A 25,367-nucleotide genomic window follows, 5' to 3' on the forward strand; every position below is an offset into this window, starting at 1 on the left:
GCCGGGTGATACGTATCACATCCGGCACGGCTTCATCATGCAGGATCGACAGGCACCACATTCTCGCTTGGGTAACAGCCCAACACCTTCATCGAACGGGTGATTTCACCTAACTCTTTCAATGCTTTTTGCATTTCTGCTGATTCAAGGTTGGCCTGAATATCCAGATAAAACATCTCTTCCCACGGATTACCGTGAATCGGACGTGATTCCAGACGGGTCATGATCAGATTATGATTGCGCAGCACCAGCAGTGCTTCAACCAGTGCACCGGCTTGTTGTCCGGTGGCCATTAACAGCGTGGTTTTTGCCGGAACCTGGTCTGAAACGTTAATGGCTTTACGCGCCAGCACGACAAATCGGGTGAAGTTTTGTCGCTGATTTGCCTCAATGCTCTCCAACACCTGTAAGCCGTACAAAGTGCCGCCTGCCTCGCTCCCCAATGCAGCAACATGCGGTGATTTTGCCTGTGCAACCTTTTCCATCGCCGCGGACGTACTTTCGGTATATTCAATCTTCCAGTGCGGATAGCGATTAAGGAATTTACTGCATTGCTGGAATGGCTGCGGATGGCTGTAGACCGTGTTGATGGTGGATAAATCTGTAGTACCAGAAACCAGCAGGCAGTGGTCAATGGTCAGCGTCATCTCGCCAACAATCGATAAGCTGGTATGTTGCAGCAGATCGTAGACATCGTTAATGGCACCGGAGCTGGTATTTTCAATCGGTACGACGGCATAGTCGGCCTGACCTGTTTCCACCTGATTAAAAATATCAGCAAATTTGGCACAACCACTTTCAATAAATTGCTCGAAGTGACGGGCAGCATACTGACGGGCGGCAAGGTGTGAGTAGGAACCTTTCGGGCCAAGAAAAGCAATGCGGGCAGAGTGCGGATTAATTTTATTGAGATGCTGCTGGAGCAGTGCCTGCTGGGTCAATACGGAATCTTCAATGATAAGCTGGAACAGACGGGTAATGTAGTGCGCATCCAGATGGTGCGTTTTACCGAGTGTAATCAGTTTTTCCAGTAAATCGCGTTCACGATCGATATCTCGTACCGGGCGATGAGAGAGCAGTTTGGCTTTTCCCACCTCGACAGCAAGTTCGCGCCGCTCTGCCAGTAGCGCCAGTAATTTTTCATCCAGCGAGCTGATTTTCTCACGCAGCGCCAGTAACGGGTTTTCCGATGTCATAGTGTTGCCTTTTTTGTTATCAATAAAAAAGGCCCCCCGGTTTGGGAGGCCTTATTGTTCGTCTTCGCATTCTGTTTCACACGACGAAACGCCTCCCATTCAGGGGAAGGTAAAAAAGAATGCGAAGAAGAACAGAGTGTGTTTCATATTTGTTTCCTTAAGCGACTTCAGTACAGTACCCGCACTGTTTTCACGCTGTCAACAAAAAACGCGCCCGAAGGCGCGTTGGCGATACACTCAATATAAAGGACTACTCTTCTTCAACTTCTTCGACAAAGTTGGCGTCTTTCACCGATGTTGCGGCACGACGTGCTTCGCCTTTGTGCTGCAGTTTATTGAGCTGCCGTTCCAGCTTGTTGATCAATTCGTTAATTGCGGTGTACATATCTTCATGTTTACCACTGGCAACAAGAACGCCGTTAGGTGTATTGATAGTGGCGTCAGCAACGAACCCTTGTGGCTCTTTGGACAGAATGATATGTGGATTAATCAGATGTGTTTGCCATTTTTCCAGTTTGGCGAGACGGTCTTCGACATGTTGGCGGATGGCCGGAGTAATTTCCATTTGTTTACTGGTAATGTTCATTGTCATAAATTTTACCTCTTGTCTTCCCGTCTTGGTGAATTCAGCATACCGTTCCTGATGTCAAAATGTGTGATGGAAATCTCATAATTTTGTCACTTTTTGTCAACGAAGTTTTTTTGTGAGAAATCGCAGGAAGAAGTGTTTTTTTACTTGAGGAATGTCTCAAAGCGAGCCATATTTGATGAGATCGATCGCGACTAAATCGCTTCAGTTACACGCGTTACAGAATAAAAAAACGGCAGCTCAAGGTAATTCTTGATGCAATCACTCTTCGCCGTTAAACCCGGCGCGGTTCAACAGGAACTGTGCCAGCAACGCCACCGGACGGCCGGTTGCGCCTTTTGCTTTACCAGAACGCCACGCAGTACCCGCGATATCCAGGTGTGCCCAGTTGTACTTACGCGTAAAGCGCGACAGGAAACAGCCTGCGGTAATCGCCCCGCCAGGACGCCCGCCAATGTTCGCCATATCGGCAAAATTGGACTCCAACTGTTCCTGGTACTCGTCACCCAGCGGTAAACGCCATGCGCGGTCGCCCGACTGTTCAGACGCGGCAATCAGCTCATGAGCCAGCGGGTTGTGGTTCGCCATCAGGCCAGTGATATGATGGCCCAGCGCGATCACACAAGCACCCGTCAACGTCGCCACGTCAATCACCGCCTCTGGCTCAAAACGCTCAACATAAGTTAACACATCGCACAGCACCAGACGGCCTTCAGCGTCGGTATTCAGCACTTCAACGGTTTGACCGGACATGGTGGTTAACACATCGCCCGGACGATAGGCACGACCGCCAGGCATGTTTTCGCAGCCTGCCAGCACGCCGATAACATTAATCGGCAGTTGCAGCTCCGCGACCATACGCATCACGCCGTAAACTGCCGCCGCGCCGCACATATCGTACTTCATCTCATCCATGCCTTCGGAAGGCTTGATCGAGATACCGCCGGAGTCGAAGGTTAAGCCTTTACCGACCAGCACGATTGGGCGCGCATCTTCCGACGCGTTGCCTTTGTACTCAATCACCGACATCAGCGATTCGTTCTGCGAACCCTGACCAACCGCCAGATAGGAGTGCATCCCCAGCTCTTTCATCTGCTGTTCACCGATAACGCGGGTGATGACATTTTTGCTGTAGCTGTCAGCCAACTGGCGTGCCTGGGAGGCGAGGTAGGCGGCGTTACAGATATTTGGCGGCATATTGCCGAGATCTTTCGCCGCTTTGATCCCTGCGGCAATCGCCAGACCGTGCTGGATCGCACGCTCACCACTGGTAAGTTCACGGCGAGTCGGTACGTTGAACACCATTTTACGCAGCGGACGACGCGGCTCGGTCTTATTCGTTTTTAGTTGATCAAAACTGTATAGCGTCTCTTTTGCCGTCTCGACAGCCTGACGCACTTTCCAGTAGTTATTGCGGCCTTTGACGTGCAGTTCAGTCAGGAAGCAGACCGCTTCCATTGAGCCAGTATCATTCAGTGTATTAATGGTTTTCTGAATAACCTGCTTATACTGGCGCTCATCCAGCTCACGTTCTTTGCCACAACCAATAAGGAGGATGCGCTCGGAGAGCACATTTGGCACATGGTGCAGCAACAGGGTCTGCCCCGGTTTTCCTTCCAGTTCGCCCCGGCGTAGCAGGGCGCTGATGTACCCATCACTGATCTTATCGAGCTGTTCTGCAATCGGAGAAAGGCGACGTGGTTCGAAGACGCCCACGACGATGCAGGCACTCCGCTGTTTCTCCGGGCTACCGCTTTTTACACTAAACTCCATGCACTACGCTCCTGAATCTTAAAGACAACGGCGGTGGCTACAGATAGAATTGCAAGCTTTCGTAACTCATGTCCGCTGTTGCGATGACTTCGTGTTAATCTTAACGTTATTACGGCATTGGCACGTCAGAACAAAATCTGAGGGGCGAATCCGTTGAGTATAATTATCTTAGCGACGATTTCGACGACTCAAGAGAATAAATGACGTTTAAGCCATGAAACAAGCTAAAATCCTGCAAAAGACGAGTTTTTACGGGCGTATTTAAAGTGATAATCATAAGATATCTGGTTCGGGAGACGCTCAAAAGCCAGTTGGCGATACTCTTCATCTTGCTTTTGATCTTCTTCTGTCAAAAGTTAGTGAGGATCCTCGGCGCGGCGGTTGACGGCGACATTCCGGCGAACCTGGTGCTCTCCCTTCTTGGGTTGGGCGTGCCGGAAATGGCGCAGCTTATCCTGCCATTAAGCCTGTTCCTCGGGCTGCTGATGACGTTGGGTAAACTGTATACCGAAAGTGAAATTACGGTAATGCATGCCTGTGGCCTGAGCAAAGCGGTTTTGGTCAAAGCGGCGATGGTTCTCGCGGTATTCACGGCGATTGTCGCGGCGGTTAACGTTATGTGGGCAGGACCGTGGTCATCGCGCCATCAGGATGAAGTGTTAGCGGAAGCGAAAGCTAACCCCGGCATGGCGGCGCTGGCGCAAGGTCAGTTCCAGCAAGCGACGAATGGCAGCTCGGTGCTGTTCATCGAAAGTGTTGACGGTAGCGATTTCAAAGATGTGTTCCTCGCGCAAATTCGACCAAAAGGTAATGCGCGTCCTTCCGTGGTGGTGGCCGATTCCGGACATTTAACTCAGTTGCGAGATGGCTCTCAGGTCGTGACCCTCAATCAGGGAACGCGCTTCGAAGGCACTGCACTGCTGCGTGATTTCCGCATTACGGACTTCCAGGATTATCAGGCGATCATCGGTCATCAGGCGGTAGCGCTGGACCCGAACGATACTGACCAGATGGACATGCGCACATTGTGGAACACTGACACCGATCGTGCCCGCGCGGAACTGAACTGGCGTATCACTCTGGTATTCACCGTGTTTATGATGGCGCTCATGGTTGTGCCTCTGAGCGTGGTTAACCCGCGTCAGGGGCGTGTCCTGTCGATGCTACCGGCCATGTTGCTGTATCTGCTTTTCTTCCTGATCCAGACCTCGCTGAAATCGAACGGCGGTAAAGGTAAGTTGGACCCGACGCTGTGGATGTGGACCGTAAACCTGATTTATCTGGCTTTGGCGATTGTTCTCAACCTTTGGGATACGGTGCCGGTCCGCCGTCTGCGCGCCAGTTTTACGCGTAAAGGAGCGGTATAATGCAACCCTTTGGTGTACTTGACCGCTATATCGGTAAAACTATTTTCACCACCATCATGATGACGCTGTTCATGCTGGTGTCGCTTTCCGGCATTATCAAGTTTGTCGATCAGTTGAAAAAAGCCGGGCAGGGGAGCTACGACGCGTTAGGCGCGGGGATGTATACCCTGCTGAGCGTGCCGAAAGATGTGCAAATCTTCTTCCCGATGGCGGCCTTGCTGGGCGCGTTGCTCGGACTGGGGATGCTGGCACAACGCAGCGAACTGGTGGTGATGCAGGCTTCTGGTTTTACCCGTATGCAGGTGGCGCTGTCAGTGATGAAAACCGCCATTCCACTGGTCTTGTTGACCATGGCGATTGGCGAGTGGGTCGCGCCGCAGGGCGAACAGATGGCGCGTAACTACCGTGCGCAGGCGATGTACGGCGGCTCGTTGCTCTCTACCCAGCAAGGTTTATGGGCGAAAGATGGCGACAACTTTGTCTATATCGAACGAGTAAAAGGCGATGAAGAGTTAGGTGGCATCAGTATTTATGCCTTCAACGAGAATCGTCGTCTGCAATCCGTTCGCTATGCTGCTTCCGCGAAGTTTGACCCGGAACATAAAGTCTGGCGTCTCTCGCAGGTTGATGAATCTGACCTGACCAATCCCAAACAGATAACCGGTTCGCAGACTGTGAGCGGTACCTGGAAAACCAACCTCACGCCGGACAAACTGGGCGTTGTAGCGCTGGATCCGGATGCCCTCTCCATTAGTGGTTTACACAACTACGTGAAGTATCTGAAGTCGAGTGGCCAGGACGCCGGACGTTATCAGCTCAATATGTGGAGCAAAATCTTCCAGCCGCTTTCTGTCGCGGTGATGATGTTGATGGCGCTGTCGTTCATCTTCGGTCCACTGCGCAGCGTGCCGATGGGGGTACGGGTGGTCACCGGTATCAGCTTCGGCTTTGTGTTCTACGTGCTGGATCAGATCTTCGGCCCACTGACGCTGGTTTACGGTATCCCGCCGATCATCGGCGCACTGTTGCCAAGCGCCAGCTTCTTCTTAATCAGCCTGTGGCTGTTAATGAGAAAATCGTAACTTGATGAACGAATAAAGGGAGCATAAGCTCCCTTTATTATTGTCAGCAAAGTGTGTTTCGTTCATGCCTGAAAAATCAATATATTGCAGTGGCGTAGGCCTGATAAGACGCGCCAGCGTCGCATCAGGCGAAGATAAATCGCACCTGACTTACCTTCTTCTTCCCCCCAGCAAACTCCCCAGCACCCCGCGTATAATCTGGTTCGTCACCTGACGGGCGGCGCTTTTCGCCATAGTCTGTACCACGCCATCTTTCTTCCCGCCGCGCGGTCCGGTAGTGCCAAACAAAATATCCTTCAACCCACCCAGAATACCGTCATCTTCACTTATCTCTTTCCCTTTGGCAGGAGGGTTATTTTGCTGTTCGGTACTGGCCTGCACACCTTTTTGCAGCATCTCATAGGCGGATTCCCGGTCCACGTCATCTTCATACTTGCCATACACCGGAGAGTGATTAATCAGGCCGTTACGCTCATCTTCCGTTACCGGCCCCATCCGTGAACAAGGCGCGATCACCATCGCACGCTCTACCACAGAAGGACTTCCTTTCGCATCCAGAAAAGAGATCAACGCTTCGCCGGTTCCTAGTTCCTGAATCGCCTTTTCCGTATCAAATGCCGGATTGGGACGCATGGTTTGCGCCGCCGTCTTCACCGCTTTCTGGTCTTTCGGCGTGAAGGCGCGCAGAGCGTGCTGAACGCGATTTCCCAACTGCCCAAGCACGTTGTCAGGGATATCAGACGGGTTTTGCGAAACAAACCAGACGCCCACACCTTTCGAGCGGATAAGTCTTATTACCTGTTCAATCTTATCCAGCAACACCTGCGGTGCATCGTTGAACAGCAGATGCGCTTCGTCGAAGAAAAATACCAGTTTCGGTTTATCCAAATCGCCTGCTTCTGGCAGTTGCTCATACAACTCAGAAAGCATCCACAGCAGGCTGGCGGCGTACAGTTTTGGCATCTGGTAGAGCTTTTCGGCGCTAAGAATATTGATAACACCTTTACCGTTGGCATCGGTACGCATCCAGTCTTTGATATCCAGCATTGGCTCACCAAAGAAATGCGTCGCCCCTTGCTGTTCCAGTGTCAGTAATCCGCGCTGGATGGCGCCAACCGATGCGCTACTGATATTACCGTACTGATTCTGGAATGATTTGGCGTTATCACCGATATATTGGGTAATCGCCCGGAGATCTTTAAAGTCGAGTAACAATAGTCCCTGATCGTCGGCAATACGGAAGATGATATTCAGCACGCCGGATTGCACGTCGTTGAGATTTAACAGCCGTGCAAGCAACAGCGGCCCCAGATCCGAGACCGTTGCCCGTACTGGATGACCTTTCTCACCAAAAATATCCCACACAACGACTGGATTCGCATGTGGCTGCCAGTCGTTGACGCCGATATTTTTCAACCGAGCGAGCAGTTTTTCCGAGGTAGTACCTTCTGCCGCAACCCCGGTCAAATCACCTTTTACATCGGCCATAAATACCGGAACGCCGATTTCTGACAGAGATTCCGCCAGTTTTTGCAGCGTGACAGTTTTACCTGTCCCTGTTGCGCCAGTAATCAGTCCGTGACGGTTAGCCATAGCGGGTAGTAAAAACAGTTCTGTGTCCGGCGTGCGGGCAATTAAACGCGGTTCGCTCATGAGATTTCCTCCAGTTCCCTGCCTGGAGTATAGACACGGTTGAGCGCTTTTCACCACTAAATTCAGCCGATTGCGAGATATCTTAAAGGCCGGTAGAAGTGACCCGGCAGAGCGATCAGAGGTCGACACGCTGACTGATTTGCAAACCTTTATCTTACGCGGCGCTACCCAGCGCAACCACGCGACCAATCACTTCATGACAGGCAACCAGTGGGTACTGTGAGAATCCCCACTTGTTGTCGAGCATCGACAGGCCAGAATGGCAAATCCCGCAGTAATCCACCTGTACTTCGCCGTCTTGTGGCTTCAGTTCACCGGGATCGTACTCATAGAGCTCCAGTTCCCCGCCAGCCTCTTTTGCAGCATAGCTTTTTATCATCGACATGCTTTTGCCCTTCTCTGGTATTGCCCGGGAAGTGTAGAGTATGGTCGGGCGGGAGGCCTGGAGTGTGACAAAGGTTACACATTACTGAGAATGGTGCTGAAATTTTCAGCACTTAGCAAGGTGGGTGCAAGCTGACGCTTGCATGGCGGCGCGTGACAGGTATAATCCACAACGTTTTCCGCATACCTCTTCAGTGCCGAAGTGGCGAAATCGGTAGACGCAGTTGATTCAAAATCAACCGTAGAAATACGTGCCGGTTCGAGTCCGGCCTTCGGCACCATTAGTACTTCCAAGATCATCCGAGAAAGTCAAAATATCCTTTTAAAATCAATGCTTGCAGCGATCTTTACGTCCTGCGTCTTCCGAGGTTGTCCGTTGAAATCCGGATGTCATTGGGGGCATCTTAACTTCGATTAGAAATGTGCCCCCAAAATGAAGCTCAACGCCAGACAAGTCGAGACCGCAAAGCTAAAAGACAAAACCTACAAAATGGCTGATGGTGGCGGTTTGTATCTTGAGGTTTCTATCAAAGGCTCTAAATATTGGCGTATGAAATACAGACGCCCCTCCGACAAAAAAGAGGATCGTCTTGCTTTTGGTGTTTGGCCGACCGTGACGCTTGCTGAAGCTAGAACGAGAAGGGATGAAGCGAAAAAGTTGCTGGCACACGGCATAGATCCAAAAGCAGTACGAAAAGAGGCCCAAGCAGAGAATGCTGGTACTTATAATTTTGAAACTATTACCCGTGAATGGCATGCCAGCAACAAACGTTGGAGCGAGGATCATCGGGGGCGCGTTCTTCGCTATCTAGAGCTTTATATCTTCCCTTATATTGGCTCGTCTGATATCCGACAGCTTAAAACTAGTCATCTTCTAGCTCCGATAAAAAAGTTGATGCCAGTGGTAAGCATGATGTAGCGCAGCGTCTTCAGCAACGTGTCACTACTATTATGCGCTATGCCGTACAGAACGATTATATAGACTCGAATCCTGCAAGTGATATGGCTGGAGCGTTATCGACATCTAAAATGCGGCACTATCCGGCGCTACCCTCACATCGTTTCCCTGAGTTCTTGGCGCGTCTTGCTGCATATCGTGGTCGTATGATGACGAAAATTGCGGTTGAGCTTTCTTTACTAACTTTTGTTCGTTCAAGCGAATTGCGTTTTGCTCGTTGGAAAGAATTTGATTTTGATAACGCTATTTGGCGTATTCCGGCAAAACGTGAAGAAATTAAAGGTGTGCGTTACTCGTATCGCGGCATGAAAATGAAAGAGGAGCATATAGTTCCACTTAGCCAGCAGGCGATGATGTTGTTAGTACAGCTTGAGCAGATTAGTGGTGATAAAGAGCTTCTTTTCCCGGGAGATCATGACGCAGCTAAGGTTATGAGTGAAAATACGGTAAACAATGCATTGCGTGCGATGGGATATGACACAAAAACGGAAGTCTGTGGTCATGGTTTTAGGAATATGGCACGTGGTGCGTTGGGGGAGTCGGGGCTATGGAGTGATGACGCGATAGAACGTCAGTTGAGTCATTCTGAGCGTAATAGTGTTAGGGCAGCTTATATTCATACCCCTGAACATTTGGATGAAAGGCGATTAATGGTTCAATGGTGGGCTGATTATCTTGATGCAAACAAGATTAAACCTATTAGTCCATTTGACTACGCAAAACTTCATGCTTAATTATTTATGCTGATAGAAAGCCAATCTGACTCTATGACTGGCTTTCTTTACGAATTAGCTAACTACGATTTGACCTTATTTCTCTTTGGCGCATAAATCGAGTGTATTTCCATTTAATATAGTGTCATACATCTCTTGAAGTATATCTTGACTTGTATTTTTATCTGTAAATCTAAATACAGATGCGGCTACATATTCAGGTAATATTTCAAATGAAAGCCATTTGCGTTTTAATCGTTCAGCAACACTTCCAGTTGTATTTGAACCGCCAAAAATATCTACAACAAGATCACCCGGTTCTGTTAACATTGTAATGAAAAACTCCGGCAATTTAGATGGGAATCGTGCTGGATGCCCCTTAACGCCAATTTTTTTACAACTCGATAAATATCCACCGTTAGATTCGGAGTTGGGAATTTGCAATAAATTTGGAGGTATAGCACCGCCATTATCTTTGCCAAAGCTGCTGCTTATATCATGTCCTGATGGACGCATTTTGGGGGAATAATATTTATTAGGGTCTTCAATAAGTTTTTTCATCCTATCACTATAGGGAACAAGAACTTTAGTTATATCTGACTTTGGCCATTCGGTTTTGCTAAACCACCAAATTGTGTTAACAGAATCTTTAACACGCAGCTTTCTTTTGTTAACCCACTCAATAGGACTTGGTAGTTTTGAAGGGTTAAACCAATAGAAGTCCTCAGCCAGATGGAACCCAACCTCATCAATCATCCTGATCAAAACCCGGAAGTTGTAGACACTTCTAACAGGCACTCCTTTCATGTAAGCACCACCAAAATCGACGACAAAGCTACCATCATCTTTTAGCTTTTTAAAAATCAGCTCGCCGAATTTTAAAAACCAATCGATGTACTGTTCTTGATCGTGATTACCATATTCTTTCTTACGCTGTAATGCGAAAGGTGGGCTTGTCATCACTAAATTTAAGCTGTTGTCTGGCATCGATTTAAGCATTTCAAGCGAGTCAGCAATGTACATTGCACCCAAATCTGTTTTGTACGCAGGTTTTTTATTGTCAAATGTCATAACTGCTACTCATAGTCTGTAGATCTATTGTCATCAAGGCTGCATTGTCTCGCGAATGGAACGAAAGATAAACCCCTCAAGAGCAAGAGTGATTTTTGCCCATAACATCAGAAAGTTAAGGGAGAGACAAGGGTTGTCTCAAGAAGCCTTGGCTGACTTAGCAGGCTTGCATAGAACTTACATCGGATCAGTAGAGCGATGTGAAAGAAATATTTCCATTGATAATATCGACCGAATTGCTTCAGCCCTTGGCGTCTCTCCCAGTTCCCTGTTGGAGAATAATCAGGTATGAAATTTGAGTTGCATCAAGATTGGTCAAATTTAATTGCGCTTTGGCCTCAGGTTGAAGAATATCAACGGTTAGCTAATAAGCACGGAATCAATGATATATTCCAAGATAACGGAGGGAAACTCCTGCAAGTTCTTTTACTTCTCAGTCTTAAAGTTCTTCCTGGGCGAGAAGGTAATGATGCAGTAGATGTTACTGGTACTGAGTTTGAATTAAAATCAGTTAATGTTGAGTTAACTAAAAGTTTTTCAACTCACCATCATATGAATCCAACAATAATTGCGAAATATAGGCAGGTTCCATGGGTGTTCGCAATTTATAGTAATATCACTATCCGTTCAGTTTATTTACTCATGCCCGGTGATTTGGAAGTCTTCTATGATAAATGGGAGAGACAATGGCATGAAAGAGATGGTAGAGACATAAACAATCCTAAAATACCGGTTAAGTATGTTATCGAGAATGGTAAATTGCTTTGGTCAAACGCTACGCCAGAAGAATTACTTTGGACTCCTGAAATCGAAGAGCAAATCGATCTTGGCGGATTTGAAGCGGATGCTTAATAAGCTAGTATTAATTTGCCATTCCGGCGGCAGATGTCACGGCGCTGGCCACCGGCAGCCAGACTATCACCGCCAGCCTGAGCGATCGCGCGGGCAACAGCGACAGCACGACTCACGATGTGACCGTTGATCTCAGTGGCCCGACGCTGACCATCAACACCGTCTCCGGCGATGACATCATTAACAATACGGAGAAAACCCAGGATCTGACCATCAGCGGCGGCTCCAGCGGTCTGGCTACCGGCACCACGGTCACTGTGATGTTGAACGGCCTGGCGTACAGCGCCACCACCGATGGTTCCGGTAACTGGAGCGTTACCGTGCCAGCTTCGGCGGTCGGTGCGCTGGGCGAGGCGGTTTATTCGATTAGCGCCACCGCCACCGACAGCGCGGGCAACAGCGGCAGCACAACGCATACGGTGAATGTCGAATCGCTGCTGCTTGGGGTGATCATTAATACCGTAGCAGGCGATGACATTATCAACGCCGCTGAAATCGCCGTTAACCAGACCATCAGCGGGCAGGTAACGGGAACGGCAGAAGCGGGGAATACGGTGACGGTCACGCTTGGTGGCAACCAATACACTGCCACCGTGCAGCCAGATTTAAGCTGGAGCGTCAGCGTACCGGCGGCAGATTTGCAGGCGCTGGGCAACGGTGAACTGACCATCAGCGCCTCGGTGACCAACACCACAGGCAATACCGGCACCGCAACGCACGACATTGTGATAGACGCTAACCTGCCTGGTCTGCGCGTCGATACCGTGGCAGGCGATGATGTGGTTAATATTATCGAACACGGTCAGGCACTGGTGGTCACCGGCAGCAGCACCGGACTGGCGGCGGGAACGCCACTGACAGTGGAAATCAACGGCGTCACCTACGGCGCAACGGTATTAGCCGACGGCACCTGGAGCGTGGGCGTTCCGGTTGGGGATGTCGCTAACTGGCCTGCGGGGACGGTCGATATTACGGTTACAGGCACCAACACCGCCGGAACGACAACCAGCATTAGCCATCCGGTCACCGTCGATCTCGCCGCCGTCGCTATCACCATCAATATACTTTCCGGCGACGATGTGATTAACGCCGCCGAAAAAGGCAGTGATTTGCAGCTCTCCGGCACCACCTCCGGCGTGGAAGCGGGGCAGACCATTACCGTTATTTTCGGCGGCAAAAGCTACACCACCACCGTGGCAACGGGCGGTAGCTGGGGCTTGACAGTTCCGGCGGCGGATCTCGCAACCTTGCCAGATGGCGCAGCAAACGTACAAGCCAGCGTCAGCAACGTAGCTGGTAACATCGCCCAGACAACACATGCTTACAGCGTTGATGCCACCGCGCCCTCTGTCACCATCAACACCATCGCCACGGACGATATTCTTAACGCCGCTGAAGCGGGATCGGCGCTGACTATCAGCGGCACCAGTACGGCAGAAGCCGGGCAGACGGTGACCGTGACGCTAAACGGCGTCGATTACAGCGGCAATGTACAGGCAGACGGTAGCTGGAGCGTCAGCGTACCGACTGGCGATTTAGTTAACCTCACCGCCAATTCGTATACGGTCAGTGCATCGGTCAGCGACAAAGCAGGCAACCCGGCCTCGGCAACGCATAACCTGACGGTGGATCTTGCCGCTCCGGTTGTCACCATCAACACGGTGGCGGGCGATGACGTGATTAATGCCACAGAACACGCCCAGGCACAGGTTATCAGCGGCTCGGCAACGGGCGCGACCACCGGTAACACGGTTTCCGTTACCATTGGCACGACCACCTATACCACCGTGCTGGACGCCAACGGCAACTGGAGCATCGGCGTGCCTGCCAGCGTGATTTCCGCACTGGCGCAGGGCGATGTAACCATTACCGCCACGGTCACCGACTCCGCAGGCAACAGCGGCACGGCTTCGCACATCGTCAACGTGGCGCTTGGCACGCCGGTGCTCGGCATTAACACGATTGCCGTCGACGACATTATCAACGCCACGGAGAAAGGCGCGGATCTGGCGATTTCCGGCACCAGCAACCAGCCTGCGGGCACGCAGGTAACCGTCACGTTCAATGGGCAAAATTACACCACCACAGCCGATTCTTCCGGGAACTGGAGCGTGACCGTTCCGGCGTCTGCGGTGGGTTCGCTTGGTGAAGCGACTTATACGGTGACCGCCACCGCAACCGATGTTGATGGCAACAGCGGTTCCGCCAGCCATAACGTACAGGTCAATACCGCGCTGCCAGGCGTCACCATTAACGTTGTGGCAACGGACGATATTATTAACGCCGCCGAAGCCGGGGCAGATCAAACCATCAGCGGTCAGGTGACGGGCGCGGCGGCGGGCGACACCGTGACCGTCACGCTCGGCGGAGCGACTTACACCGCCACGGTGCAGGCGAATTTAAGCTGGAGTATTAATATTCCGGCAGCCGCTTTACAGGCATTGGGCAACGGCGAGCTGACCATTTCAGCCACGGTGACGAACAGCGTAGGCAATACCGGTAACGGCACGCGTGAAATCACCATAGATGCGAATCTCCCCGGTCTGCGGGTCGATACTGTCGCGGGCGATGATGTGGTTAATATCATCGAGCACGGGCAGGCGCTGGTGATTACCGGCAGCAGTTCCGGTCTGGCTGCGGGTGCGGTACTCACGGTTTCGATTAATAACCAGACCTATAGCGCAACGGTTTTAGCCGATGGTTCATGGAGCGTCGGTGTTCCGGCGGCGGATGTCAGCGCCTGGCCTGCGGGGACGGTCACGATTACGGCGAGCGGTAGCACCACTGCCGGAAATCCGGTCAGCGTCACGCATCCGGTCACCGTCGATCTCACGGCGATTGCCGTCAGCATCAACGCCATTACCGCCGATGATGTGATTAACGCCGCCGAAAAAGGCGCGGCGTTAACGCTCTCCGGCAGCACGTCCGGCGTGGAAGCCGGGCAAACGGTCACCGTCACCTTTGGCGGCAAAACCTACAGCGCCACGGTGGCTGCGAATGGTTCGTGGAGTACCACGGTTCCGGCGGCGGATATGGCCGCCCTGCGTGATGGCGATGCCAGCGCGCAGGCCAGCGTCAGCAACGTTAACGGCAACAGCGCCACCACTACCCACGCTTACAGCGTCGATGCCAGCGCGCCAACGGTGACCATCAACACTATTGCGGGCGACGATATTCTTAATGCCGCCGAAGCCGGTACGGCGCTGACCATCACCGGCAGCAGTACGGCGGAAGTGGGGCAAACGGTGACCGTCACGCTCAATGGCGCAAATTATACCGGCACGGTACAAACGGACGGTAGCTGGAGCGTCAGCGTGCCGCCAGCAGCGTTAAGCGCCCTGACCGCCAGTAACTACACCGTCAGCGCGGCGGTGAGCGACAAAGCCGGAAACCCGGCCTCCGTTAACCACAATCTGACCGTTGATACTTCCGTTCCGCTCGTCACCATCAACACGGTGGCGGGCGATGACGTGATTAATGCCACAGAACACGCCCAGGCGCAGATTATCAGCGGCTCCGCCACTGGCGCGGCAACCGGTAGCACCGTCACGGTGACTATCGGCACAAATACCTTTACCACCGTGCTGGATGCCAGCGGTAACTGGAGTGTCGGCGTACCGGCAAGCGTCGTCTCGGCACTGGTGAACGGTACGGTCACCATTAACGCCAGTGTCACCGATGCCGCCGGAAACAGCGGCAGCGCCACCCATCAGGTGACGGTCAATACCGGTCTGCCATCAATTACCTTTAACGCCATCAGCGGCGATAACGTTTTGAACGCCGATGAAAAAGGCCAGCCGTTGACCATCAGCGGCAGCAGCTCCGGGCTGGCGACCGGCGCACAGGTGACCGTCACGCTTAACGGTCATAACTACAGTGCCACCACCGACGCAGCAGGCAACTGGACGTTAACCGTACCGGCGAGCGATCTGGCAGCTTTAGGTCAGGCCAACTATACCGTCAGCGCCAGCGCCACCAGTGCAGTGGGCAACACGGTCAGCAGCCAGGCAAATTTACTGGTCGACAGCGGCCTGCCGGGCGTCACCATCAACACCGTGGCGGGCGACGATATTATCAACGCCGCTGAAGCGGGCGCCGATCAAACCATCAGTGGGGCGGTGACCCGCGCCGCCGCAGGCGATACGGTTACTGTCACGCTGGGTGGCAATACTTATACTGCACAAGTTCAGGCCGATTTAAGCTGGAGCGTCAGCGTTCCGGCAGCCGATCTCCAGGCGCTGGGCAATGGCGATTTAACCATTAACGCCTCGGTCACCAACGCCAGTGGCAACACCGGCAGCGGCACGCGGGATATCACCATTGATGCCAATCTGCCGGGGCTGCGCGTCGATACCGTGGCGGGCGATGATATCGTCAACAGCATCGAACACGGGCAGGCGCTGGTGATCACCGGCGGCAGTAGCGGCCTGAATACCGGCGCAGCGCTGACGGTCACCATCAACGGCGTGGCCTATGCCGCCACGGTACAGGCGGACGGTAGCTGGAGCGTAGGCATTCCGGCGGCGAACGTCAGCACCTGGCCTGCGGGGCCGTTAACCGTTGAAGTCGTCGGCCAGAGTAGCGCCGGAAATCCGGTCAACGTCAGCCATCCGTTCACCGTCGATTTAACGGCGGTAGCTATCAGCATCAACACCGTTGCCAGCGATGATGTGATTAACGCCGCCGAAAAAGGCACCGACCTGACCCTTTCCGGCAGCACCAGCGGGATTGCAAGCGGGCAAACCGTTACCGTCACCTTTGGCGGCAAAACTTACACCGCAAGCGTCGCCGCTAACGGGAGCTGGAGCGTAACTGTTCCGGCGGCGGATCTGGCAACTCTGCCAGACGGCGCGGCGAACGTGCAGGCCAGCGTGAGCAGCGCGAGCGGCAATAACGCCTCGGCAACCCATGCGTACAGTGTTGATGCCAGCGCGCCGACGCTCACCATTAACACCATCGCCAGCGACGATATCCTTAACGCCGCGGAGGCGGGAAGCCCGCTCACCCTCAGCGGCACCAGCACCGCCGAAACCGGGCAGACGGTCACCGTCACCCTCAACGGCGCAACCTACACCGGGAATGTACAGGCGGACGGTAGCTGGAGCGTCAGCGTCCCTACTTCAGCCTTAGGCGCGCTGACCGCAAGCAATTACACCGTCAGCGCCACGGTCGACGACAAAGCGGGCAACCCCGGTAACGCCAGCCATAATCTGGCGGTAGACACCACCGCGCCGGTTCTCACCATTAACACCGTGGCGGGCGATGACATCATCAACGATGCTGAACACGCGCAGGCGCTGGTGATCTCCGGCACCAGCAGTGGCGGAGAAGCGGGCGATGTGGTGAGCGTTGTGCTCAACGGCAAAACCTACACCACCACGCTGGACGCCTCCGGTAAGTAGGTTCAAGAATGGCCCCCGTGATGTTGTCAGGTATATATCTGCAACGTGCGGGGGTTTTCTCTTTCCAGCAACCAATGCCACCAGGGATAAAGCCCCGCAACATTGCGCCTCACCGGAACCCTCCGGCTTGCCGCTGATTCTACTGACGCTTTCTGCCCCTGGTATCTGCCTGTTTTTCACTTTGCGCGATGCATTCCAGCTTATTTTCATGTTTGCAGAATTTTCACTGTCCGCATTACCCGCGATCTGACACCAGGCTGGTAGTGAAATGCGCAATTTTGTAGAATTGCGCCTCCTCGCGATTCTCCCCGGTGAATCTGTTGCCTCATTCTTAGCACACTGCGTATTCGACTTCTCCGCCTGTTGCGCAAGAGAAACGGGGGATAACCATCTTTGCGGGGCTGACTTCTTTCTGGACAGGACTTTATGCAGGACAACACATTACAACTACGCGATCAGAAATTGCCATTTACGCGATACGACTTCGGCTGGGTTTTATTATGCATAGGAATGGCAATTGGTGCCGGAACGGTGCTGATGCCAGTACAAATTGGGCTGAAGGGAATTTGGGTATTTATCACCGCAGCCATTATTGCTTATCCGGCAACCTGGGTAGTACAGGATATTTATTTAAAAACACTTTCTGAAAGTGACTCCTGTAATGACTACACCGATATTATCAGTCATTACCTGGGGAAGAACTGGGGAATATTCCTCGGCGTCATTTACTTTTTGATGATTATCCACGGAATTTTTATCTATTCCTTATCTGTGGTTTTCGACAGTGCTTCATATCTGAAAACCTTCGGGTTGACTGATACCGATCTTTCACAATCTTTAGTCTATAAAGTGGCTATTTTCGCCATACTGGTCGCTATCGCTTCCGGTGGAGAACGGTTGTTGTTTAAGATTTCCGGGCCAATGGTAGTGGTCAAAGTGGGCATTATTGTGGTGTTCGGTTTTGCAATGATCCCCCACTGGAATTTCGCCAATATAACCGCTTTTCCGGAGGCTTCTGTCTTCTTCCGCGATGTCCTGCTCACGATTCCTTTTTGCTTCTTTTCTGCGGTATTTATTCAGGTGCTTAACCCGATGAATATTGCCTACCGTAAACGGGAAGCAAATAAAATACTGGCAACACGACTCGCACTGCGTACTCACCGGATTAGCTATATCACGCTCATCGCAGTAATTCTGTTTTTTGCCTTTTCGTTTACCTTTTCGATTAGCCATGAAGAGGCGGTTTCCGCGTTTGAGCAAAATATCTCAGCACTGGCGTTGGCCGCTCAGGTGATCCCCGGGCATATCATCCATATCACCTCTACGGTGTTGAATATCTTTGCTGTACTTACCGCTTTCTTTGGCATTTACCTTGGATTCCACGAGGCCATTAAAGGCATTATTATCAATCTGTTAAGCCGAATTATTGATACCCAGAAAATTAACTCACGCATGCTGACACTGGCAATTTGCGCTTTTATCGTCATTACGTTGACCATTTGGGTTTCATTTCGGGTATCGGTGCTGGTGTTCTTTCAGTTAGGAAGTCCGTTATATGGCATTGTGTCGTGCCTCATTCCGTTTTTCCTGATCTATAAAGTCGCACAACTGGAAAAACTTCGCGGGTTTAAAACCTGGCTGATTCTGCTGTACGGTATTTTGCTGTGCTTGTCGCCACTGTTGAAGTTGATTGAGTAAAAGCAACGGGGCTGCTCACAGCAGCCCCAGACGATGTCGATAGCATTGCAGTACAGCCTGGATATGCTCCTGAGTCACAAAAAGGGTCAAAAAAGACATGTATTCGATATGTAAAACACTAAAAGATTATTTTTGATATGAGACCGGCATGAAAACCGGTCTCATCGGGTGGGTTATACAACTGGCTTCTGCGGATTTTCATCCTGATCAACAGCAAAGCAGGCCACCAGTTGACCGCCATAGTCTTTTAGCTGCGGCTGCAACTGTGTGCAGAGGCCGAAACGTCTACGACAGCGAGCGTTGAAGGCGCAACCCGGCGGTGGATTCAGTGGGCTTGGCAGTTCACCGGTGAGCTTGATGCGTTCGCGACGATCGTCCGGGTTCAGGCGCGGCGTCGCAGAGAGCAGCGCCTGAGTGTACGGATGACGCGGGTTATTGAAGATTTGCTCCTTCGTTCCCTTCTCCACGCAGCGCCCCAGGTACATCACCATCACTTCATCGGCAATGTGCTCCACCACCGACAGGTCGTGCGAGATAAAGACATAAGAAAGCCCCAGCTCTTGCTGTAGGTCCATCATCAGGTTGAGCACCTGCGCACGCACCGAGACGTCCAGCGCGGAAACCGGTTCGTCGGCAATCACCACGTCCGGGTCAAGCATCAACCCACGGGCGATGGCGATGCGCTGACGCTGTCCGCCGGAGAACATATGCGGATAGCGGTCGTAATGCTCGGTTTTCAGGCCGACTTTCGCCATCATCGACAGGGCTTTTTCCCGACGCTGTTCTTTGCTTAAGTTGGTGTTAATCAGCAGCGGCTCTTCGAGAATTTGCCCGACTTTTTTACGCGGATTCAGCGAACCGTAGGGGTTCTGGAAGACGATCTGGATTTTCTGCCGACGCAGTTTCTGCGCCTGCGGATCGTGCTTGAGCAGATCCTGCCCCTGGTAATACAGTTCGCCGCCGGTCGGCGTTTCGATCATCGTCAGCAACCGACCGAGGGTCGATTTACCGCAGCCAGATTCTCCCACCACCGCCAGCGTTTTGCCGCGTTCAAGGGTAAACGAAACGCCGTCCAGCGCCTTCACCAGACGTTCCGGCGCGAACATACCTTTCTTCACCGGATAATGCTTTTTCAGGTCGATAGCCTGCAACAATGGCTGTTGCGAGGTGGCCTCTTGCGTACTCATAGTGTGGGCCTCCCGGCATCATCAAGTGGGTAATGGCATTTGGACTGACGCCCGTCAGCGAGCATATTCAGCGCCGGTTCTTCAGCGCGGCATTTGTCAGTGGCATAGGGGCAGCGCGGATTAAGCAGGCAGCCGTTCGGGCGGTCGTATTTTCCGGGAACCACACCAGGTAACGACGCCAGACGTTCTTTGTCCTGGGCAAATTCCGGCAACGCACGCAACAATGCCTGGGTATATGGATGACGTGGTGCACGGAAGATAGCGTGGGCATCACCCGTTTCCACCACCTGACCGGCATACATCACGATGATTTTATGCGCCGCTTCCGCCACCAGCGCCAGGTCATGCGTAATCAATACCAGCGCCATGTTCTCTTTCTGCTGTAACTCCAGCAGCAGTTCGATGATTTGCGCCTGAATGGTCACGTCCAGCGCGGTGGTCGGTTCATCGGCAATCAGCAGTTTTGGCCGACAGGCAATTGCCATCGCGATCATTACACGCTGGCTCATCCCGCCGGAAAGTTGATGCGGGTACACGTCCAGACGCGATGCCGGATCGGGGATGCCGACCAGATTCAACAGGTCAATCGCTCGCTGACGGCGGGTGCTTTTGTTACCCCCCTGATGCACCTTAATCGCTTCCATAATCTGGAAACCAACGGTGTAACACGGGTTGAGACTGGTCATCGGGTCCTGGAAGATCATCGCGACTTCGGCACCGACCAGGTTGCGGCGCTCTTTTTCCGAAATACGCTGCAAATCCTGACCGTTAAATTCCAGCTTTTCTGCCATCACGCGACCGGGATAATCAATCAGCCCCATAATCGCCAGCGAACTAACCGATTTGCCAGAACCAGACTCGCCAACAATGCCAACCACTTCGCCCTGTTTCACGCTGTAGCTGATGCGGTCTACGGCGCGGAATGGTGCGCTTTCATCACCGAAATGCACCGATAATTTATCTATATTTAATAACGCCATCTCGAACCTCTTACTGCTTCAGTTTGGGATCGAGCGCGTCACGCAGACCGTCACCCATCAGGTTAAATGCCAGCACCGTCAGCAGGATCGCCAGACCCGGGAAGGTCACGACCCACCAGGCACTTTGCGCGAACTGCAATACATCGGAGAGCATGGTGCCCCATTCCGGCGTTGGCGGTTGCGCGCCCATGCCAAGGAAGCCGAGGGCAGCCATATCGAGAATGGCGTTAGAGAAGCCGAGCGACGCCTGAACAATCAGTGGTGCAAGGCAGTTAGGGAGAATATTGACGAACATCTGGCGCAGCGCCCCAGCCCCCGCCACGCGGGAAGCCGTCACATAGTCGCGGTTCACTTCCACCAGCACGGCAGCGCGCGTCAAACGGACGTAATGCGGCAGGGCGACAAAGGTTAATGCCAGCGCGGCGTTGCCGATAGATGGGCCGAAGATAGCCACCAGCACCAGCGCCAGCAGCAGGCTTGGCAGCGCCAGCATGATATCGACCACGCGCATGATGATGTTATCGACCAGACCGCCAAAGTAACCAGCGATCAAGCCGAGAATAACGCCCATAATCAGCGACAATACCACCACCAGACAACCGACCAGCAGTGACAGCCGGGCACCATACATCAGGCGCGACATCACATCGCGACCGACGTCATCGGTGCCGAGCAAATGCGCCATGCTGCCGCCTTCCTGCCAGGCTGGCGGGGCGAGCAGCGCATCGCGGAACTGCTCCGCCGGGTTATACGGCGCAATCCAGTTGGCAAAAATCGCGATAAACAGCACGATGACCACGTAAACAAGCCCGACGACTGCGCCTTTGTTGCGTTTAAAATAGTGCCAGAACTCCTGTAACGGGGTCATCGGCACCGGTGCAGTAATCACTTTATTTTCAGTAACCTGTGACATGATGTTCCCTTACTTCTTATGACGAATACGCGGGTTCACCACGCCGTACAGCAGATCGACCAGCAGATTGACGAGGATAATCATCGTCGCCACCAGCAATACGCCCCCCTGCACTACCGGATAATCGCGGCGTTGCAGCGCGTCAATCAACCAGCGCCCCAGACCCGGCCAGGAGAAAATGGTTTCGGTCAGAATCGCCCCCGCCAGCAGCGTGCCCACCTGCAGGCCGATCACGGTCACCACCGGCAGCATGGCGTTGCGCAGCGCATGGACGATAATCACCCTAAGGCGGGTCAGGCCTTTGGCGCGAGCGGTGCGGATATAGTCTTCGCCCAGCACTTCCAGCATCGAGGAGCGCGTCATACGAACGATAACCGCCAGCGGAATCGTACCCAGCACCATCGCAGGTAAGATCATATGTGCGACGGCGTCGATAAAGTTACCGTCTTCACCCCAGATGGCGGTGTCGATCAACATAAAACCGGTTAATGGATTAGCGTCATCGAGGAACACCATGTCGCTCACGCGACCGGAGACCGGCGTCAGGTTCCAGTGCACTGAAACCAGCATGATCAGCATCATGCCCCACCAGAAGATCGGCATTGAATAGCCGGTCAGCGCCAGACCAACCGCCGTGTGATCGAAAATGGAACCCCGTTTAACTGCCGCCAGCACACCAACCGGAATGCCGACCGCGGTCGCAAAAATCATCGCGCAGACGCCAAGTTCCAGCGTGGCCTGGAAGCGCGGCACGAACTCTTCCCAAACCGGGATGCGGCTTTTCATCGAAATGCCTAAATCGCCATGCATAACGCCCCAAATGTAGTGGAGGTACTGCTGCCACATCGGTTTATCTAAGCCGAGTTCAGCCAGCAGTTGCGCATGACGTTCTGGGGAGATCCCACGTTCGCCCGCCATGATCATCACCGGATCGCCGGGGATCATGTGGACAAAGGCAAAAGTGAGAAGGGTAATACCGATAAACGTGGGGATGACGAGTCCCAAACGTCGGAGAATAAACTGCAACATAACCCGAATTCTCTGTAGTGACGCACAGCCTGGAACTGCGTGTCTGCATTGCTCACCAATCAATTCCTGTCCTTATCGGGCAGGAAATGAAGTATTGCTACCGGATGGCGCTGCGCGCAGAGGCCAGCGCCACCGGGTATACAGATTGTTGACAAAGTGCGCTTTGTTCATGCCGGATGCGCCGTTAACGCCTTATCCGGCCTACAAAATCTTGCAAACTCAATGCATTGCAAAATTCTCGTAGGCCTGATGAGCGGAGCGCATCAGGCAGTTTTGCGTTTGTCATCAGTCTCGTATGGCTTTTAATTATTCAATAGAGACGTTTTCGAAGTGATGTTTGCCTAATGGATCAACCACATAGCCTTTAACTTCTTTACGTACCGGTTCAAACACGGTGGAGTGAGCGATGATCAGTGCCGGAGCCTGATCGTGCATGACCACCTGCGCTTGTTTATACAGTTCAACACGTTTGTTGTGGTCGTCGGTAGCACGCGCCGGTTGAATCAGATCTTCAAACGGTTTGTAGCACCATTTTGAGTAGTTAGAGCCTTGTTCAGAAGCAGCGCAGCTAAACAGGGTGGCGAAGAAGTTATCCGGGTCCCCATTGTCGCCAGTCCAGCCCATCATTACTGTCTGGTGCTCGCCATCTTTTGCACGCTTGAGGTACTCACCCCATTCGTAAGTGACGATTTTGGCCTGTACGCCCACTTTCGCCCAGTCAGCCTGAATCATCTCTGCCATGCGACGAGCATTCGGGTTATACGGACGTTGTACTGGCATTGCCCACAGATCGATGGAGAAGCCTTTTTCCAGACCCGCTTCTTTCAGCAAAGCTTTCGCCTTTTCTGGATCGTAGGTGTAGTCCTGAACGTCGTCGTTATAGCCCCACATAGTTGGTGGGATCAGGTTTTTTGCTGCCACGCCAGCGCCCTGATAAACCGCTTTGATGATCGCGTCTTTGTTCACCGCGTAGGTCAATGCCTGGCGAACTTTCACGTCATCCAGTGGTTTTTTCTGCACGTTATACGAGAGGTAGCCAACGTTCAGCCCCGGCATCTCCATCAGGTTGATGGATTTATCCTGCTTCATGCGGGCGATATCTGCCGGGTTCGGGTACGGCATCACCTGGCATTCGTTCTTCTGCAACTTAGCGTAACGCACAGAAGCGTCAGGGGTAATAGAGAAGACCAGCGTGTCGATCTGCGGTTTGGTGCCCCAGTAGCCATCAAACGCTTTGTAACGAATACGGGAGTCTTTTTGATACTGCTGTAACTGGAACGGGCCGGTGCCGATTGGGTTGAGGTCCAGTTTTTCCGGCGTACCGGCTTTCATCATCGCGTCAGCATATTCTTTTGACAGAATAGAGGCGAAGTCCATTGCCAGGTCAGCCAGGAACGGCGCTTCCGGGCGAGTCAGCACGAACTGAACGGTGTTGTCATCCACCTTTTTCACTTCGCTGATCAGCTCCGGCAAGCCCATGCCTTCGAAGTATTCGTAGCTGCCGCCAGAAACTTTATGGTACGGGTTTTGCGCATTTTTCTGACGATCGAACGAGAACACCACGTCATCGGCGTTCAGTTCACGCGTCGGTTTAAATTCTTTGTTGTCGTGCCACTTCACACCTTTACGCAGATGGAAAGTATAGGTTTTACCGTCGTCGCTGACTTCCCACTTTTCAGCGAGGGCGGGGATCACTTCGGTGGTGCCGATTTTAAATTCAACCAGGCGGTTATAAAGCGGTACAGAAGAGGCGTCATAGGTGGTGCCAGAGGTAAACAGTTGCGGGTTAAACCCTTCCGGAGAACCTTCTGAACAATAAACCAGAGTTTTAGCCTGAACACTTGCTGCAACGGTCATAGCCACCAGGCTGAGACCAAGCTTCAGCATCCCTGACTTTTTCAAGGAAATACGCATTATTCTGCTCCAATTGTGATGTTTGTTGTTTTAACCCTTTGCAGTGGGTTGTCGCTGCCTGACCTTTTTTGTTTTTTGCCCGGTCGGGTCAACGTAAAGAGGTGGGGATGCCGTACTTATTTACATCAGTGTAACAGTGCGGATCCTCCATAAAATGCCCCTCATGACCTACAATCTGTCAACAGAATGTGAAAACGTCAATACAGCCAACCGGGATTTACAACAACGGTGAGATTCCACAAACAAAGATTAAAAAAACTTCGCAAGGCTATTTGCAGCAGAGAAATTTGTGCTATGCCAACATAACCAGAACAATCACCTTAATATTTCGCAACAACTGGTGATTAAGTTTTAGGCAGATAATGAAAAAAATCTGATGGAATGGTGGTTATCTGAGCGATTAATACCGCGAACGTTAAAGCGCACAGCGGAAAATGCCAGCGCCAGCCATAAGTAACGCAAGAAAAGATTTAAGCAAATATAAAAAAAGACAATGGAATATGTCACAAATCCGTTAATGGATAGTGAGATATGGGGCGCAAATTTGGCAGTGAAATGCGTGGTGTGTAGATTGGATAAAGCGTTTACGCCGCATCCGACAATGGG

General features: G+C 52.3%; 17 protein-coding genes, 1 tRNA gene, 3 pseudogenes and 1 other annotated feature. Of the genes and pseudogenes, 9 read left to right on the top strand and 12 right to left on the bottom strand.

Going from position 1 to position 25,367, the window contains the following annotated elements:
• Nucleotides 1-35: 35 nt before the first annotated feature.
• The 4 genes from pheA to pepA form a co-directional block, all read right to left on the bottom strand.
• Nucleotides 36-1,196 (bottom strand): bifunctional chorismate mutase/prephenate dehydratase, encoded by a 1,161-nt coding sequence (pheA, locus tag ESM_RS0104830; protein ID WP_000200142.1) that lies wholly within the window; start codon nt 1,194-1,196, stop codon nt 36-38.
• A 22-nt stretch (nt 1,197-1,218) separates the two neighbouring features.
• Nucleotides 1,219-1,344 (bottom strand) — a sequence feature (Phe leader region).
• Nucleotides 1,296-1,343, bottom strand: a complete 48-nt coding sequence (pheL, locus tag ESM_RS1000000128315; RefSeq protein ID WP_101958059.1) for a pheA operon leader peptide PheL — start codon at nt 1,341-1,343, stop codon at nt 1,296-1,298. It overlaps the preceding feature by 48 nt.
• Before the next feature lie 102 nt (nt 1,345-1,446).
• Complete coding sequence (raiA, locus tag ESM_RS0104835; RefSeq protein WP_000178461.1) at nt 1,447-1,788, bottom strand: ribosome-associated translation inhibitor RaiA; 342 nt, start codon at nt 1,786-1,788, stop codon at nt 1,447-1,449.
• A 258-nt stretch (nt 1,789-2,046) separates the two neighbouring features.
• Nucleotides 2,047-3,558 carry a leucyl aminopeptidase gene (gene pepA / locus ESM_RS0104840; protein ID WP_000397162.1) on the bottom strand — a complete coding sequence of 504 codons (1,512 nt, stop codon included), beginning with the start codon at nt 3,556-3,558 and terminating at the stop codon, nt 2,047-2,049.
• 153 nt (nt 3,559-3,711) lie between these two features.
• Here pepA and ytgA point away from each other — a divergent pair, with 153 nt between their 5' ends.
• The 3 genes from ytgA (at nt 3,712) to lptG (ending at nt 6,007) form a co-directional block, all read left to right on the top strand.
• Nucleotides 3,712-3,762 carry a protein YtgA gene (gene ytgA / locus ESM_RS1000000129035; RefSeq protein ID WP_211180521.1) on the top strand — a complete coding sequence of 17 codons (51 nt, stop codon included), beginning with the start codon at nt 3,712-3,714 and terminating at the stop codon, nt 3,760-3,762.
• A 62-nt stretch (nt 3,763-3,824) separates the two neighbouring features.
• Complete coding sequence (lptF, locus tag ESM_RS0104845; RefSeq protein WP_000584138.1) at nt 3,825-4,925, top strand: LPS export ABC transporter permease LptF; 1,101 nt, start codon at nt 3,825-3,827, stop codon at nt 4,923-4,925.
• Complete coding sequence (gene lptG, locus ESM_RS0104850; RefSeq protein ID WP_001182249.1) at nt 4,925-6,007, top strand: LPS export ABC transporter permease LptG; 1,083 nt, start codon at nt 4,925-4,927, stop codon at nt 6,005-6,007. Before lptF ends, lptG begins: the two co-directional genes overlap by 1 nt.
• A 150-nt stretch (nt 6,008-6,157) precedes the next feature.
• Here the strand turns inward: lptG and ESM_RS0104855 are convergent, their stop codons facing one another.
• Both ESM_RS0104855 and ESM_RS0104860 read right to left on the bottom strand, forming a co-directional pair.
• Nucleotides 6,158-7,660, bottom strand: a complete 1,503-nt coding sequence (locus ESM_RS0104855) for a helicase HerA-like C-terminal domain-containing protein (protein WP_001294846.1) — start codon at nt 7,658-7,660, stop codon at nt 6,158-6,160.
• Between the two features lie 157 nt (nt 7,661-7,817).
• Nucleotides 7,818-8,045, bottom strand: a pseudogene (locus tag ESM_RS0104860) (alcohol dehydrogenase catalytic domain-containing protein); the annotation flags it as partial.
• Between the two features lie 195 nt (nt 8,046-8,240).
• Between ESM_RS0104860 and ESM_RS0104865 the strand changes: the two are divergent.
• Nucleotides 8,241-8,325 (top strand) — tRNA-Leu (locus tag ESM_RS0104865).
• A gap of 152 nt (nt 8,326-8,477) precedes the next feature.
• Nucleotides 8,478-9,736 (top strand): annotated as a pseudogene (locus ESM_RS01000000124110) (tyrosine-type recombinase/integrase).
• A gap of 75 nt (nt 9,737-9,811) precedes the next feature.
• Here ESM_RS01000000124110 and ESM_RS0104880 read toward each other — a convergent pair.
• Entirely contained in the window at nt 9,812-10,786 is a 975-nt protein-coding gene (locus ESM_RS0104880) for a DNA-methyltransferase (protein WP_000141850.1), read from the bottom strand.
• A gap of 55 nt (nt 10,787-10,841) precedes the next feature.
• Here ESM_RS0104880 and ESM_RS1000000126305 point away from each other — a divergent pair, with 55 nt between their 5' ends.
• The 4 genes and pseudogenes from ESM_RS1000000126305 (at nt 10,842) to ESM_RS0104900 (ending at nt 18,738) form a co-directional block, all read left to right on the top strand.
• Nucleotides 10,842-11,078 carry a helix-turn-helix domain-containing protein gene (locus tag ESM_RS1000000126305; RefSeq protein WP_010376679.1) on the top strand — a complete coding sequence of 79 codons (237 nt, stop codon included), beginning with the start codon at nt 10,842-10,844 and terminating at the stop codon, nt 11,076-11,078.
• Nucleotides 11,075-11,638, top strand: coding sequence for a type II restriction endonuclease PvuII (locus ESM_RS0104885; RefSeq protein WP_000667329.1), 564 nt, complete (start codon nt 11,075-11,077; stop codon nt 11,636-11,638). Before ESM_RS1000000126305 ends, ESM_RS0104885 begins: the two co-directional genes overlap by 4 nt.
• Nucleotides 11,639-11,658: 20 nt before the next feature.
• A pseudogene (locus ESM_RS0104890) lies at nt 11,659-17,034 on the top strand (Ig-like domain-containing protein); the annotation flags it as partial.
• Between the two features lie 432 nt (nt 17,035-17,466).
• Nucleotides 17,467-18,738: an amino acid permease gene (locus tag ESM_RS0104900; RefSeq protein WP_001153786.1), complete on the top strand. Its 1,272-nt coding sequence runs from the start codon at nt 17,467-17,469 to the stop codon at nt 18,736-18,738.
• Nucleotides 18,739-18,911: 173 nt separating this feature from the next.
• Here the strand turns inward: ESM_RS0104900 and dppF are convergent, their stop codons facing one another.
• From dppF to dppA, 5 genes are all read right to left on the bottom strand, one after another.
• Nucleotides 18,912-19,925, bottom strand: coding sequence for a dipeptide ABC transporter ATP-binding subunit DppF (gene dppF, locus ESM_RS0104905; protein WP_000107039.1), 1,014 nt, complete (start codon nt 19,923-19,925; stop codon nt 18,912-18,914).
• Nucleotides 19,922-20,905 (bottom strand): dipeptide ABC transporter ATP-binding protein, encoded by a 984-nt coding sequence (gene dppD, locus ESM_RS0104910; RefSeq protein WP_001196443.1) that lies wholly within the window; start codon nt 20,903-20,905, stop codon nt 19,922-19,924. The genes dppF and dppD overlap by 4 nt, the downstream gene beginning before the upstream one ends.
• A gap of 10 nt (nt 20,906-20,915) precedes the next feature.
• On the bottom strand, nt 20,916-21,818 hold the full coding sequence (gene dppC, locus ESM_RS0104915; protein WP_000084684.1) for a dipeptide ABC transporter permease DppC: 903 nt from the start codon (nt 21,816-21,818) through the stop codon (nt 20,916-20,918).
• A 9-nt stretch (nt 21,819-21,827) separates the two neighbouring features.
• The gene (gene dppB, locus ESM_RS0104920; protein ID WP_000938852.1) at nt 21,828-22,847 is read right to left on the bottom strand and encodes a dipeptide ABC transporter permease DppB; all 1,020 of its coding nucleotides are present in this window, start codon (nt 22,845-22,847) and stop codon (nt 21,828-21,830) included.
• 306 nt (nt 22,848-23,153) lie between these two features.
• Entirely contained in the window at nt 23,154-24,761 is a 1,608-nt protein-coding gene (dppA, locus tag ESM_RS0104925; RefSeq protein WP_001222864.1) for a dipeptide ABC transporter substrate-binding protein DppA, read from the bottom strand.
• Nucleotides 24,762-25,367: the final 606 nt, after the last annotated feature.

Source organism: Escherichia sp. TW09308 (genome assembly GCF_000208565.1).
GTDB classification, from domain to species: domain Bacteria; phylum Pseudomonadota; class Gammaproteobacteria; order Enterobacterales; family Enterobacteriaceae; genus Escherichia; species Escherichia marmotae.

Bases quoted from the DNA above. Each gene is read 5' to 3' on its own strand.
- raiA (WP_000178461.1), bottom strand. From the start codon at position 1,788: ATGACAATGAACATTACCAGTAAACAAATGGAAATTACTCCGGCCATC.
- ESM_RS1000000126305 (WP_010376679.1), top strand. From the start codon at position 10,842: ATGGAACGAAAGATAAACCCCTCAAGAGCAAGAGTGATTTTTGCCCAT.
- dppC (WP_000084684.1), bottom strand. From the start codon at position 21,818: ATGTCACAGGTTACTGAAAATAAAGTGATTACTGCACCGGTGCCGATG.
- ESM_RS0104855 (WP_001294846.1), bottom strand. From the start codon at position 7,660: ATGAGCGAACCGCGTTTAATTGCCCGCACGCCGGACACAGAACTGTTT.
- lptG (WP_001182249.1), top strand. From the start codon at position 4,925: ATGCAACCCTTTGGTGTACTTGACCGCTATATCGGTAAAACTATTTTC.
- ESM_RS0104880 (WP_000141850.1), bottom strand. From the start codon at position 10,786: ATGACATTTGACAATAAAAAACCTGCGTACAAAACAGATTTGGGTGCA.
- dppB (WP_000938852.1), bottom strand. From the start codon at position 22,847: ATGTTGCAGTTTATTCTCCGACGTTTGGGACTCGTCATCCCCACGTTT.
- dppA (WP_001222864.1), bottom strand. From the start codon at position 24,761: ATGCGTATTTCCTTGAAAAAGTCAGGGATGCTGAAGCTTGGTCTCAGC.
- pheA (WP_000200142.1), bottom strand. From the start codon at position 1,196: ATGACATCGGAAAACCCGTTACTGGCGCTGCGTGAGAAAATCAGCTCG.
- pepA (WP_000397162.1), bottom strand. From the start codon at position 3,558: ATGGAGTTTAGTGTAAAAAGCGGTAGCCCGGAGAAACAGCGGAGTGCC.
- dppD (WP_001196443.1), bottom strand. From the start codon at position 20,905: ATGGCGTTATTAAATATAGATAAATTATCGGTGCATTTCGGTGATGAA.
- dppF (WP_000107039.1), bottom strand. From the start codon at position 19,925: ATGAGTACGCAAGAGGCCACCTCGCAACAGCCATTGTTGCAGGCTATC.
- ESM_RS0104900 (WP_001153786.1), top strand. From the start codon at position 17,467: ATGCAGGACAACACATTACAACTACGCGATCAGAAATTGCCATTTACG.
- ESM_RS0104885 (WP_000667329.1), top strand. From the start codon at position 11,075: ATGAAATTTGAGTTGCATCAAGATTGGTCAAATTTAATTGCGCTTTGG.